Here is a 13,084-nt window from a genome sequence, read left to right as displayed (position 1 = left end):
TTATGGGTGGGGTTATAGCCAGCGGGGCGTGGTGAAGAACGAAGCCATTTCCTTTCGAGCCAGGGCGGAGCCAAAGTAGGGGCCCTGGACATGGTCGCAAGCCACGCTGCGCAGTTGGCTGAATTGCCGGGCGTTCTCGATGCCTTCGGCGGTGACCATCAGGCCGACGCTGCGACTCAGGCGGATCATCGCCAGGACGCCTTCGCGGTCGTGCTCCAGGCCAAGTTGCGAAAGGATGTTGCGATCGAAGCGAATGCCATCGAACGGCTGGTTCAAGACTTCGCGAAGGGAGGCGATGTTGGTGCCGAACTTATCGATGTTGATCCGCACGCCCAGCTCTTTGAGGGCGTGCAGGGTCGCGGCGACGGTCTTGTGATCCACCAGCAAAATGCCTTCGGCCACTTCCAGGATCAGTCGATGGGGAGCCAGGCCGCTGGCCTCCAGGGTCGTTTGCACCTGATTGAGCAGGAAGCCGCTGCTGAACCACTTGGGCGAAACCGCGAGCGAAACGCTGACCGGCATTGGCCAACTCGCCGCTTCGTCACAGGTATGGGTCAATATCCAGGTGCCCAGCTCTTCCAGCTGGCCTGAAGTCTCGGCGACGGGGATGAAATCGGCGCCGCTCAGCTCGCCTTTTTCGGGATGGTGCCAGAATATCTGGGCTTCGAAGCCATGCAGTTGCTCGGCGTTCATATCGAAGCGGGGCAGGTAGCGCAGCTCCAGCTGATCCTGCTGCATGGCTGCACGCAATTGCTGTTCGTATCGACGACGGTCCCGGGCCACGTGGCCCATGGCTTCCACGTAGACGCGCCAGGTGTTGCGGCCGGCGGCCTTGGCCGCATACAAAGCGATGTCGGCCTGGCGCAGCAGCTCGTCGGCACGGTTTTCTCCGGGATGTGACCAGGCAACGCCGATGCTCACGCCCAGGTACAATGTGTTCCCGTCCAGGTGCATGGGACGCTGCATGCAGTCGATCAGGCGTTTGCACAGCTGGTCGAGGTCCTGCGCATTGCCCGGCTCCGGCATGACGATGACGAACTCATCACCTCCCAGGCGCGCCACCAGATCGGTCTCGCGCACATTCTGCTGGAGAATATGCGCCACCTCTTTGAGTACCTTGTCCCCCACGGCATGCCCCAGGGAATCGTTGACCGGCTTGAAGCGGTCCATGTCCAGGTTCAGCACGGCCAGCGACCGGCCGTCGATCGGGTCCAGGTGTTCGCTGAGGCAGTCGAACAACCGGTTGCGGTTGGCGAGCCCGGTCAGCGGATCGTGCAGGGAGAGATGCTTGATCTGCGCCAGTGCACGCAACTCGTCGGTGATGTCGGTGGCCGTGCCCCGAAAGCCCAGGGCGCCGGCCTCGATGGCGCGTACCGAAAGCTTGCAGGTGCGTATGCGCTGGTTGCGTGCGGTGTATTCGCACAGCAGCGGGGAGGAGGTGTTGTTCGCGCCACCAAGCAACCATTGGGCGATGGAAATGGAGCCACCGTGGGGATGCAGCAGCCTGTGCAGGGGTTTACCCAGCCATTCGCCGGGGCTGAAGCCGGTCACCTGCTCGAAGCGCTCCGAAAGATAGGTCAACGTCCCGGTCGAATCGACTTCCCACAGCCAGTCGGATGACACTTCGGCAATGTCACGGAAGCGCTCTTCACTGCGCTCCAAAGCCTTGCGGTGGGCCAGCAGGCTGTCGTATTGGCGTTGCTGGGCACGCAGCATCATCAGGGCGTGGCGCAGGACGGAGAGGGCAAGGACTACCAGGATCAGCAGCGCCACGGCCAGCAGCGGCAGCAGGACCTTGCGCAAATCGTTGCCAGGGGTCTGCGGTCGCCAGGCCAGGGCCTCCTGCGTCCGGTCATCCAGCAATACCTGGGCGGTATCGCTCGGTCCTGGCGTCCTGGCAATATGGGCGTCGGGCAGGGCGAAGTCCCGTGCAAGGTTTTGCAGGGCTGCCGGATCGAGGACTTTCACGAACAGCAGTAGGCTGGGCGGGCCGGGGATTTCGGTCACGCTGTTGTCCGTGCCTGTGGTAATGGCTGACGCGGCGACGAATGCGGGTGCACCGTCGTGATGGGCCATCTCGACAAGGACCTCATCGCGATTTTCCGGGGCGCTGGCTTTCTTGCGCAGTGCACGCAGATCGCCCACCAGCCAACTATCGGCATCGACCTGACTCATCTTTCCGTCAATCACCGAATAAACGGTCTTGCCGGTCGGGGAGAGGACAAATACGGCTTGGTAGCCGTAGAGCGAATAAACGCTGCTGCCGACGTTTTCCTGGTCATAAGCCCATTCCTTGTCCATTTCGATATGCAAATGCCGGTAGGCGTCGCTCCACTTGGAGTAGTCGCTCAGGTCGCGACCGATGCCGGTACGGATGCCCTCGATGGCCCGTTGGGCGAAAAACAGGCTTTGTTCCCGCGCCCGCTGATCCTGGGCACGGGTGATGTTGAGCAGCACGCCGATCGCCAGTGCCGACATGACAAACAGCAGGAGCATGATGGCCGGGAAGGTGCGTCGAGTGAAGCTACGGGTTGGCAATCCCGGGGCCAGGTCGGTGGAGTGGTTGCCAGCATCTTCGGTCATAAACAAGCCATCAGCTAAAACGTAGAATATCCCGCATGCCGTGGTATCGGCTGACCGATCGATTAACTTAGGTTTTACATGGACGTACCAAGCGGTTTGTCATGCAAAGTTGTGTCATGACCTGAAACGAAGTGCCCAATCGAGGGCAAAGTCCCGTTGTCGGGCATAGTTGATCCCGGCACTGGCCAATAGCGTCACGAAAGCGGCAAGTGCCGCCAGGGTCATGTCTTTTTGCGAGTCCCATGGATCCTGCTGCGCGCCGATGAAGGCTTTGGCGGTGTCGCCGCCCATATAAGCGCCGCCAATCCATTCAATGATTTCGTAGATGGCCGACGATGCCAGGATCAGGCTCCAGGCCAGGAAATAACTGCTGCTGCCCCTCGTTGGTACGATCCGAAGCAGGGCCTCCCGCACCGGGTAGGCCAGCAATAACCCGTAGCTGAAATGCACCAGGCGATCAAACTGGTTGCGTTGGAAACCCATGAGCTGGTCGAGGGATGGCGCGTGTGTCAGCGCTTGCCACCATTGGTTGTAAGGCACCTTCGCGTAGGTGTAATGGGCGCCGACTTCGTGGATGCAGAGAAACACGAAGATCAACGTGGCGGACAGCCTGGAAAAGCTGAATCGCCGATGAACGGTTACCAGCACGACCAGCAAGGCGATGACCAACAAGTTTTCCGCCAGCCAGTCGCTGCGTTTCATCGGTGCGATAGCCAGCCCTATCCATAACAGGCCGAAAATCGCCAACAGGGCGTGTTCATATCGACGAAGCTGACCTGTGTTCATTCCCGTTCCTCGCCAGGGCCTGGGCGTGCGATGCCCGATACGATGCGCGGCATTTCGGCGCTCATAACACTGGACCCACGAAAGCTGTGCAAGTTTTAGTTCTCTTCGAGACCCCCTGCCCGAGCCCTGGCTTGTATCGCAGTGTGTACCCGGGCAGCGCCGATACATCCGCTTGCCTTCTCCTGCATCGATGACACAGCCCGGATACACGCCGCAGATTAACTACGCCAGCCAGCCGCTACCGAGCCTCGGTAGCGGAGACTGGCGCAATGATCTTTCGAGGAATACCCCATGCTCAACTTCTCGCGCAATTCATCCCTGGCACTCGGTCTGGCGCTGGTCGGCGGCCTTGGCCTTTCCAGTGCGGCCTCGGCCCTGACCATGAATGACCTGGCCCAGGGCTATACCCTGGCGGCGGCCGACACGGCGAAGAAACCTGTCGAAGGCAAGTGTGGCGAAGGTAAATGCGGCGAAGACAAGTTTGCCAAGACCGATACCAATCACGACGGCAAGGTCTCGCGCGACGAGTTCATCGCCGCCGCACCGGAACGCGCAGCCGAGTTCGACAAGATCGACGCTAACCATGATGGCGGCATTTCCTTGCCGGAAGCCAAGCAATACCTGTCGGCCCAGGCGAAAAACGCCGAAGGCAAATGCGGCGAAGGCAAGTGCGGAGCGGCTATCGAGTCCTGATTTACGGCTTGAACAGCGCCATGCCTGTGGGAGCAGGTTCGCTCCCCGGGCATGGGTTTCTTGACTGCCAAAGGAGACGTGCCATGTCCCAGCGTTTATCCCCTCTTTTGTATGAACCCAGTCGTCAGCAAGCGCCCTTGCTTGCCAGGTCATCCGCCGGACTTGGCCTGCGACGAGGATTACTCGGCGCACTGCGCGAGGCGCCGGCGGGGGATTTCGACTTTCTCGAAGTTGCCCCGGAAAACTGGATCGCAATAGGCGGCGCCCATGGCGCCGCTTTGCATTGGTTGGCCGAGCGCTATCCGCTGTCTTGTCATGGGTTGTCGCTGTCCCTGGGCGGTCCGGCGCCGTTGGACCTGGCGTTCCTTGGCCAGGTGCGCGACTTTCTGGATCGCTTCAATGTGCCGATCTACAGCGAACACCTGAGCTACTGCGGCGATGAGGGCCATTTGTACGACCTGCTGCCATTGCCTTTCACCGAAGAAGCGGTGCGGCACGTGGCCGCCCGGATCCGCCAGGCCCAGGATGTACTGGGCCGGCGTCTGGCGGTGGAAAACGTCTCCTATTACGCGGCACCTCAACAGGACATGACCGAGCTGGAGTTCACCAACGCGGTACTGCGCGAGGCGGGCTGCGACCTGCTGCTGGACGTCAACAATGTCTTCGTCAACTCGGTCAACCACGGCTTCGATCCCCAGGCCTTCCTGGCCGGACTTGAGCCCGGATGTGTGGTCGCCATGCACGTGGCCGGGCACTTTGACGAATCCGACAGCTTGATCATCGACAGCCATGGCGCTGCGGTCAAACCGGTGGTCTGGTCGCTTCTGGCCCAGGCCTACGAGCGTTTCGGTGTCCAACCGACCTTGCTCGAACGGGACTTCAATTTCCCGCCGTACGCGGCACTGGTGGCCGAACTGCAGACGATTCGTCAGTTGCAGCAGCAGACCGGCGCCCGGCAGGCGGTGGCCCATGACTGACGTCCGGCAAACATTGCATCAGCAGCAACAGGCGCTGACCCGCTACCTGCGCGACCCTGAACACTGCCCGGTTCCAGAGGGCATGGACGGCGCGCGGGCGCAGGTGTATCGCGACCTGATCTTCGAAAACATGCGCTCGTTGCTCAGTGGGACCTTTCCGGTGCTGGTGAGCGTGTTGGGGCAGGACGCCTGGCGCGCCACGGTGCGCGGCTTCCTGCGCGAGCATCGTTGCGTCACGCCCCGGTTCGGGGAGGTCGCCGAGGAGTTCGTGGGTTATCTGGCGACCCGGCAATCGGCGGACTCGCCGCCGTTCATGGCTGAGCTGGCGCATTACGAATGGATCGAAATGGCGCTGCTGCAATCGCAAGCCCAATCGCTGCCGCCCAGTGATGAAACGCTATTACTCGACCGCCCCCTGCGTATTTCGCCCCTGGCCTGGCCGTTGGCGTATCGATGGCCGGTGCATCGCCTGGCACCCGGCTATCAGCCTTCCACACCGCCGCCTCAGCCGACACTGTTGCTGGTACGGCGCACGCCTGGGTTCGAGGTGCGCTTTTCCGAGCTCAGCCCGTTGGCCTGGCGGCTATTGGAGCGCATCGAGGAGTTTTCGCGACTGGATGGGCGGGGCCAGTTGCTGGGACTGGCACGGGAGGCTGGCGTGAACTCGTTCGAGTTCATGGACAACGCCGTGACGCTGCTGCGGCAGATGCTGGCTGAAGGGGTGGTCGGCGTGCGGTGAAGACCTGTGGGAGCGAGCCTGCTCGCGATAGCGGTGTATCAGGCAGCACAGCTGTCGAATGAACAGACGCCATCGCGAGCAGGCTCGCTCCCACAGGGATCTGTGTCAGGTTTTGCTGGAGCGCTGCAACACGGTTTTAAGCAGCGCATCCACACTCAACTTTCCCGCCCCTTGCAATACCAGCGGCAGCAATGCCACCAGATAGATCAATGGCAGCTTGAAGTTGCCATGACCTTTGTTGGTGATTGCATAGCCCTGGGCCAGTTCGCTCAGGGTCGACCAGTCCGCCGGCCAGTGCACGGCCGCCGTGGCCACCACCGTGACGATGATCAGCACCAGCGCCGAGAAGCGGGTGCCCAGGCCGACCAGCAGGGCGAGGGCGCAGATCAGTTCGGCCCACATCGATAATTCCCAGTTCAAATAGGCCGGCAAGTGATTGAAAGGGAATGGAAAGGCCGACTGGATCTCGGCGAACCAGTTCTGGCCGTTCCACTTTTCCAGACCGGATTCGAAGAACTCCCAGGCCAGGAACAGCCGCAAGCCCAGGGGCGCGAGCCATGGGCCGGCCTGATCGAGAGGGGTGTGCAATGTTTTCAGGGTGTTTGAAAAGGTGGGGTACATGGCAGATCTCCTTGGGACCGGCGGTACGCGCCGGGAACACCAGGGAGTCTTTCAAACGGGTGTAAGCAGCGTGTGTCGCCAGAGAGGCGCCTTGCAACGTTGTGTAAGCCCGGTACTTGCAGACACACAGTCATACAAATCCATTGCACCGCAACCCCCTGTGGGAGCGGTGCATCTCAGCTGGCATGAGCGACTCCGCGACTCAGGCGCAACTCGGCGCATAACCCGCCGCCCTCTCGATTGCTCAGGGTCAGCGAGCCGCCCATGGCGATCGCCAGTTGCTGGGCGATGGCCAGGCCCAACCCGGTACCGCCGGTTTCACGGTTGCGCGAGCTTTCCACCCGGTAGAACGGCTTGAGGACTTCGGACAGTTCCTGCTCGCTGATGCCGGGGCCGCGGTCCAGCACCTGGATCGCCAGTTGGCCGCTGCGGTCTTCCTGCACCTCGATCCGGGCCGCGCCGCCGAACTTGAGCGCGTTGTCCACCAGATTGACCAGCACCCGGCGCAAGGCGTGGGGGCGGGTGTCGATGACGGCAGTGTTCCTTGTGCAAAGCTGCACATCCTGGCCGGTGTCCTGGTAGTCGAAGACCAGACTGTCGAGAAACGCGTCCAGGTTGATGCGACAACTGGCCTCGGTGGCGCCATGGATGCTGCGGGCGTAGGCCACGCCTTCGCGCACCAGATGCTCCATTTCAGTCAAATCGCTCCACAGCTTGTCCTTTTCGAGGCCATCGTCCATGAATTCCGCGCGCAGCTTCATGCGGGTGATGGGCGTCTGCAAATCGTGGGAAATGGCCGCCAGCAGTTGCATGCGCTCCTTGAGATAGGCCGCGATGCGGTCCTGCATGGCATTGAAGGCCTTGGCGGCGTGGACCACTTCGGTTGGTCCCTTTTCGTCGAGGCGCATGCCGTGGGCGTTCGGATCGAGGGTTTCCACCGCTTGGGCCAACCGGGTCAGCGGGCGGACGGCGATGCGCACCGCCAGCCAGGTGCAGCCGATCAACAGCGCCAACTGACCCAGCAGTACCACCGGCAACCAAGGGGAAAGGGGCATCATGGCCGGGCGGACATCGATGGTCAGCGGACTGCCGTCCTTCAGGCGCAAATGAGCCTGGTAATGCTTTTGCGGTCCGGGGATGTCAGTGAAGGTCAGTGCATAGGCCTGGCCGATGGCCTCCTGGATCGAGCTGACCGACACCGGCGCGTCGTCGGGCACCATGGGCAGGCCCGGCAGGCCTTCGTCGAGCAGGTACCCGTAGTTGCGCCGGGTGAGTTGGGGCAGCCACGCGGGGCGCTCGGCAGCGGGCAGGCGGTCGAGAATGGCGACGGAGGTCGAGACATCGGTTTCCAGATTGCCAAGCATGGTGGTCTTTGCCGTCTGGTAGCGCTCGTAATACTGGACGCCGAAAGACAGGCCCTGGGCCAGGATCAGGCCGATCAGGAAGATCAGCGACAGCCTCGACGCGAGGGTCCGCGGCCAATGCAGTGGCAGGCTCATACCGAAGCCTCGAGAATCTCCACCGGCAGCGAGAACACATAGCCTTCGCTGCGCACGGTCTTGATATAGGCCGGCTCGCGGGCGTCATCCAGCAGGCGCTGGCGCAGCCGGCTGACCAGCAAGTCGATGGAGCGATCGAACAGGTCGGCGTCCCGGCCCTGGGTCAGGTTCAGCAGTTGGTCGCGGTTGAGCACCCGCTGCGGATGATCGAGGAACACCCGCAACAGTCGGTATTCCGCGCCGCTGAGGGCAACCATGGTGCCGTCGGTATCGAGCAGATGCCGGGCCGTGGTGTCCAGGCGCCAGCGGCCGAACGCCAACAGGCGACCGCTTTCGGTGACCACCAGGTTGGGCGGCAGCATGCGGGTACGACGCAGTACCGCGTTGATGCGCGCCAGCAGTTCACGGGCGGCGAAGGGTTTGACCAGGTAATCGTCGGCGCCCATTTCCAGGCCAATGATCCGGTCGGTTTCGTCGTTGCGGGCGGTGAGCATCAGTACCGGCGTGGCTTTGTGCTTGCCGGCGCGCAGTTCCCGGCACAGCACCAGGCCGTCATCGCCGGGCATCATGATATCCAGCACGATCAGGTCCACCGGGGTGGTTTCCAGGAAAGCGCGCATCTGCCGGCCGTCGGCGACGACAGTGGTGCGCAGGCCGTTTTTCTTCAAGTAGTTGCCAACCAGTTCTCTGATCTCGCGATCGTCATCCACTATCAGCACGTGATCGACATGATCCATGGTGTTCAGCCCCTTATGGCGGTTCGTTGGTGGTCAGTCTACAGACGCCGGCCGGCCTGGCCCGAGACGGATTGTATTGCAGTGTATCTGGCGCACGACGGATACACAGCGATGCAAAAAGCCGGCGGGTTCGATACAGGCGCGATACCTCAAGGGCATTCAATGGCTTCCAACGAGGCAACACTAGACTTTTCAGACAAAGCCCAGGGCCTCGACAGAAAACCTGACCATTGAATGAATCGAGGACTGCGCCATGAACACCAAAGCCATCTACGCCACTTGCCTTTTCGCCGCGCTGAACATCTGCACCCTGTCGGCCCGCGCCGAAAGCAACATCCAGGCGCATACCTATAGCTACGGCACCCACCTGGATATTCAGAAGGTGTTATCCATCAGCGAAGACGCCAATCCGGCTTGCGGGGTGGTGAATGCGCGCATGACCTATCTGGACTCGGCAGGGCACGAGCAGGCACTGGACTACCGCAAGTTTTCGGATCACTGCCATGAAGACAACTGAATCCAGATTCTTATGATTATCTTGTAACTAATTGTATTTAAACGACTGTTTCCATTTTAAGTGACCGTTGCCTGGCTTTGCGAGTCTGCCAGTCTCCCTTTGAGGTGTGCCATGTTATTGATCGCTTTCCTGGGCGGGATCCTGACGATCCTCAGCCCCTGCATTCTCCCCGTGGTGCCGTTTCTGTTCGCCCGGGCCGATCGCTCCCCTCGTTCGGTGCTGCTGACGCTTGCCGGCATGGTGCTGACATTTGCCCTGGTGTCCAGCCTGGCGGTGGTCAGCAGCGAATGGGTTCTGCGTGCCAGCAGTATCGGCCGGCAGGTCGCGCTGGGCGTGATGGTGCTGTTTGCCCTGTCGTTGATGTTCAGTCGGGTCGGCATCTGGCTGGCACGGCCACTGGTAAGCCTGGGCAACCGTATCGATGCGGGAGCAGGGCGGATGGCCGGGCCGCTGGCGTCGGTGTTGATCGGCGTCGCGACCGGGTTGCTCTGGGCACCCTGCGCCGGGCCGATACTCGGGGTGATCCTGACCGGCGCCATGTTGCAAGGCGCGAGCGCCGAAACGAGCCTGCTTTTGCTTGCCTATGGCCTGGGCAGTGCCTTGTCGCTGGGGACGTTGATCCTGGCCGGACGCGGGTTGATGGGCCGGCTCAAGCTTTCGTTGCCGATCACCACCTGGTTGCGCCGGGGCACTGGTGCCGTGGTATTGCTGGCCGCCGTGGCGATCGGCACGGGGGCCGATGATCGCTTACTGGCAAGTACCTCCTCCCAAGGGACGGCAACCCTGGAGCAAGGCTTGCTGGAAAATGTTCCCAAGGCAATCGATTACGTCGTCAGCAAGGCCGGCGCCGCATCCATGCCAACCCTGGCCTCTCAAGGCGCCATGCCTTCGCTGGAGGGGGCGGTGCAATGGCTGAACTCGCCACCGCTGAGCAGCGAGTCCTTGCGGGGCAAGGTGGTGCTGGTGGATTTCTGGACCTATGACTGCATCAATTGCCAGCACACGCTGCCCTACGTGAACGATTGGGCCAGGAAATATGAGAAGGATGGGTTGGTGGTCATCGGTGTACATACGCCGGAATACGGCTACGAGAAGATCATCGACAACGTGCGCGAGCAAGTGCGCAAGCTGGACATCCATTACCCGGTGGCCATCGACAATCAGTATGCGATCTGGCGCGCCTTCGACAACCAGTACTGGCCAGCCCATTACTTCATCGATGCCAAGGGGCAGGTGCGCTACAGCCATTTTGGCGAGGGGCGGTATGGTGAGCAGGAACAGGTGATCCAACAGTTGTTGCAGGAAGCGAAGGCGGACGCCGCCGCAGCTCATCAACCCCAATAGTGCGCCAACCTGTGGCGAGGGGATAAATCCCCTCACCACAGGAATCACCATGTCCCCGGTCCAAACAGGGCCGCACGTCAGTACTGGCCCCTTGCTTATCTGAACCTCGTCAAACTTCTTTCATTTCATGAAGTTGGACGACAAACCTATGCGTATTTCTATGTGGGTCGTGACGACATTCCTGCTGGTGGCCGTCGCGTTCGAGGCCCAGGCCAGGGCGCTGACGCAGAACCAGCAATCGGTCTGCCGCTGGGGTTCGGATATTGCGGCGGGCGCCCAGGCGTCGAAGTTGGCCGGGGTCAGCCTCTACGGCGCTCGGAAGAAACTGCAAGTACGCAAGTTTCCCAGGCCCTGGATGCGCATGACGGCCCTGGGCATTACCGAGCAAACCTACAACAGCGCCTCACGCCTCAAACCGGCGGCAATCAAGCAGACCTACTATGAACAATGTGTGCGCCACGAGCTGGCGCAACGCTAAGGATTGGTTTCATACCGGGCTCCTGCCGGGCATCTGGATACCATGCTGGCGCACCCGTCGATACAGCGTCGCCCGGGAGATGCCCAAGGCTTGGGCAGCAGCGGCAGGTTTCCAGCGGTGACGCACCAGTGCATCGAGCAGCGCCTGACGTTCCGGGCAGGCGACCGGCTCCGGCGTGTCGGTCGTGGTATCTGTGTTGCGCAGCGATTCGGGCAGGTGGCCGATCTGGATCACGCCGGTCTCGCACACCGCGCAGGCATAGCGCAGTACGTGGCGCAACTGGCGAATATTGCCCGGCCAGTGATAACCGAGCAGGCATTCCAACGCCGCGCCACTCAGTTGCACCGGGCCGCCGTACGGCGTCGATTCCTCTTCGAGGAGGCGGTTGATCAGCGCCAGCCGGTCCGTGCGTTCGCGTAACGGCGGCAGTTGAAAGCGGGCGCCTCCCAGGCGGAAATACAGGTCTTCGCGAAACTCGCCGGCGGCCACCAGGGTTTCCAGGTCGCGGTGGGTGGCGCAGATCACCTGAATATCCACGGCCTTGCGGCGTGAGGCCCCCAGGGGTGCCACTTCGCCTTCGGCCAGGACCCGCAACAGGCGGGTCTGCAACGTCAGCGGCATATCACCGATCTCGTCGAGGAACAGCGTGCCACCGTCAGCCTGTTGCAACAGGCCTTGCATTCCTTTGGCCGAAGCCCCGGTGAAGGCCCCGGCCACGTAACCGAACAGCTCGCTTTCGATCAGGCTTTCGGGTATCGCCGCGCAATTCAGCGCCACGAAGGGCCGGTCGCGCCGCTGGCTGGCCTGGTGCAATTGGCGGGCGAACACCTCTTTACCGGAGCCGGTTTCGCCCTGGACCAACACCGGCAGGTTGCGGTCCTTGACTCGCACGGCCAGGCGCAGGCTATCGGCCAACCGTGAGTCCAGCTCGATGGCGGTCGCTGTCACTCGTGGCCGCGAGCCGGCCCGGTGGCGGGGCGCGCTCAAGCGGCCATGCAGGCCATGGGCGAGCGGGTAAAGACTTTCATCGCGGGCACGGTGCAATTGCTGCTGATCGAAGACCTGACTGATGTGTCGCGGTAACTGGCCGTAGTGTTGCAACAGGTACTGGCGGGCCGCCGGGTTGAGGGCCTGCAGGCAGCCATCATCGTCCCAGGCGAACAGAAAATCGGGCTGGCTGTCGACATAGCCGGCGTTGCGATGGGCTCGCAGCACCCAATAACCCTGGGCACTGCTCATGAAAAACGCCTGTTCGATTTCCCGGGCGCTCTGCACCACCATTTGCCGGATCAGGTGCTGGGAACGGCGGTCATCCGGAGAACGTACCGCCGACACGTCCAGCACGCCGAGCAAGTCCCCGTGCGGATCGAAGACCGGTGCGGCGGAGCATGTCAGGCCGATGAAGGCCGCACGGAAATGGTCGCGCTTGTGCACCGTCACCGGAGTCTGGGCGGTCAGTACGGCGGCCACGCCACAAGTGCCTTCTTCGCCCTCCGACCAGCAGGTGCCCAGGTACAGGCCCGCCTTGCGGCAGTCATTGCGGATGGTGGTTTCCACCCGGTAGTCGATGGTCCGGCCCTGGGCATCGGTCAACAGCACACAGTAGTCGGCGTCGCGCACTCGACCGTGGAGGCGAGCGACTTCCTCGCTGGCGATGTTGAGAAACAGCTCGGAACGCTCGCGGCATTGTCTGAGCACGGCCTCGGACAGGATGCGCGGCCCCTGCAGGGATCCGGGATCGAGGTGGTGCTGCTCCATGGAGCGACGCCAGGAATCGAGGATCAGGTCCGGCACGGGTCTTTGCGGCAAGCGGTCCGCGTTCTTCACCACGCGGCTGACGCAATCCACATGCGCCCGGGAGTGAGCGGAAAGCATAGGGGCCTCCGGTTCAGCTTCTTGTCGTTGTGGGTGCATTAAGCGCCGTTAGCCAAGCGTAGACAAGCACGACGGGGGGCGGGACGTCGGTGAGACGCCACGTCTCACCGTCTCATTGTGAGGGCGTGCAGGTTGACATGTGGCGTCTCATGAAGACGGGTTTCGGTGTTGCTTAAATGCCGATCAAACCGCTCTGGCATGCATTTTTCAGCGATATTCGCTGCATCTGGCACCC

General features: G+C 62.0%; 12 protein-coding genes. 6 read left to right on the top strand and 6 right to left on the bottom strand.

The genetic code is table 11. The features are described 5' to 3' along the window. Nucleotides 1–12: 12 nt before the first annotated feature. Both EGM97_RS08765 and EGM97_RS08760 read right to left on the bottom strand, forming a co-directional pair. Entirely contained in the window at nucleotides 13–2,583 is a 2,571-nt protein-coding gene (locus EGM97_RS08765) for a bifunctional diguanylate cyclase/phosphodiesterase (RefSeq protein WP_238963207.1), read from the bottom strand. Nucleotides 2,584–2,697: 114 nt separating this feature from the next. Then, on the bottom strand, nucleotides 2,698–3,369 hold the full coding sequence (locus EGM97_RS08760; RefSeq protein WP_238963206.1) for a DUF2238 domain-containing protein: 672 nt from the start codon (nucleotides 3,367–3,369) through the stop codon (nucleotides 2,698–2,700). 291 nt (nucleotides 3,370–3,660) lie between these two features. On the opposite strand from EGM97_RS08760, the gene EGM97_RS08755 reads away from it, so the two are divergent. The 3 genes from EGM97_RS08755 (at nucleotide 3,661) to EGM97_RS08745 (ending at nucleotide 5,778) form a co-directional block, all read left to right on the top strand. Continuing rightward, complete coding sequence (locus tag EGM97_RS08755; RefSeq protein WP_238963205.1) at nucleotides 3,661–4,062, top strand: HvfA family oxazolone/thioamide-modified RiPP metallophore; 402 nt, start codon at nucleotides 3,661–3,663, stop codon at nucleotides 4,060–4,062. An 83-nt stretch (nucleotides 4,063–4,145) separates the two neighbouring features. Continuing rightward, nucleotides 4,146–5,039: an HvfB family MNIO-type RiPP peptide maturase gene (locus EGM97_RS08750; protein WP_238963204.1), complete on the top strand. Its 894-nt coding sequence runs from the start codon at nucleotides 4,146–4,148 to the stop codon at nucleotides 5,037–5,039. Next, nucleotides 5,032–5,778 (top strand): HvfC family RiPP maturation protein, encoded by a 747-nt coding sequence (locus tag EGM97_RS08745; protein ID WP_238963203.1) that lies wholly within the window; start codon nucleotides 5,032–5,034, stop codon nucleotides 5,776–5,778. The genes EGM97_RS08750 and EGM97_RS08745 overlap by 8 nt, the downstream gene beginning before the upstream one ends. Nucleotides 5,779–5,883: 105 nt before the next feature. On the opposite strand, the gene EGM97_RS08740 is transcribed toward EGM97_RS08745, so the two are convergent. The 3 genes from EGM97_RS08740 to EGM97_RS08730 form a co-directional block, all read right to left on the bottom strand. After that, nucleotides 5,884–6,399 (bottom strand): HvfX family Cu-binding RiPP maturation protein, encoded by a 516-nt coding sequence (locus EGM97_RS08740; RefSeq protein WP_238963202.1) that lies wholly within the window; start codon nucleotides 6,397–6,399, stop codon nucleotides 5,884–5,886. Nucleotides 6,400–6,575: 176 nt separating this feature from the next. Further along, nucleotides 6,576–7,898: an ATP-binding protein gene (locus EGM97_RS08735; RefSeq protein ID WP_238963201.1), complete on the bottom strand. Its 1,323-nt coding sequence runs from the start codon at nucleotides 7,896–7,898 to the stop codon at nucleotides 6,576–6,578. Next, a complete protein-coding gene (locus EGM97_RS08730) occupies nucleotides 7,895–8,635 on the bottom strand; it encodes a response regulator (RefSeq protein ID WP_003202589.1) in 741 nt (246 codons plus the stop codon). The genes EGM97_RS08735 and EGM97_RS08730 overlap by 4 nt, the downstream gene beginning before the upstream one ends. 253 nt (nucleotides 8,636–8,888) lie before the next feature. On the opposite strand from EGM97_RS08730, the gene EGM97_RS08725 reads away from it, so the two are divergent. The 3 genes from EGM97_RS08725 (at nucleotide 8,889) to EGM97_RS08715 (ending at nucleotide 10,974) form a co-directional block, all read left to right on the top strand. Next, the gene (locus tag EGM97_RS08725; protein WP_238963200.1) at nucleotides 8,889–9,152 is read left to right on the top strand and encodes a DUF2790 domain-containing protein; all 264 of its coding nucleotides are present in this window, start codon (nucleotides 8,889–8,891) and stop codon (nucleotides 9,150–9,152) included. Nucleotides 9,153–9,263: 111 nt separating this feature from the next. Continuing rightward, the gene (locus EGM97_RS08720; protein ID WP_238963199.1) at nucleotides 9,264–10,496 is read left to right on the top strand and encodes a cytochrome c biogenesis protein DipZ; all 1,233 of its coding nucleotides are present in this window, start codon (nucleotides 9,264–9,266) and stop codon (nucleotides 10,494–10,496) included. Nucleotides 10,497–10,644: 148 nt separating this feature from the next. Then, nucleotides 10,645–10,974: a hypothetical protein gene (locus EGM97_RS08715; protein ID WP_238963198.1), complete on the top strand. Its 330-nt coding sequence runs from the start codon at nucleotides 10,645–10,647 to the stop codon at nucleotides 10,972–10,974. A 9-nt stretch (nucleotides 10,975–10,983) separates the two neighbouring features. On the opposite strand, the gene EGM97_RS08710 is transcribed toward EGM97_RS08715, so the two are convergent. After that, nucleotides 10,984–12,849 carry a sigma-54-dependent Fis family transcriptional regulator gene (locus EGM97_RS08710; RefSeq protein ID WP_238963197.1) on the bottom strand — a complete coding sequence of 622 codons (1,866 nt, stop codon included), beginning with the start codon at nucleotides 12,847–12,849 and terminating at the stop codon, nucleotides 10,984–10,986. Nucleotides 12,850–13,084: the final 235 nt, after the last annotated feature.

The sequence above is a fragment of the Pseudomonas sp. AF32 genome (assembly GCF_022342325.2).
Lineage (GTDB): Bacteria > Pseudomonadota > Gammaproteobacteria > Pseudomonadales > Pseudomonadaceae > Aquipseudomonas > Aquipseudomonas uvaldensis.
Note: the sequence above shows the minus strand (reverse complement) of the source record. Positions and strands in the feature narration are given on the sequence as shown.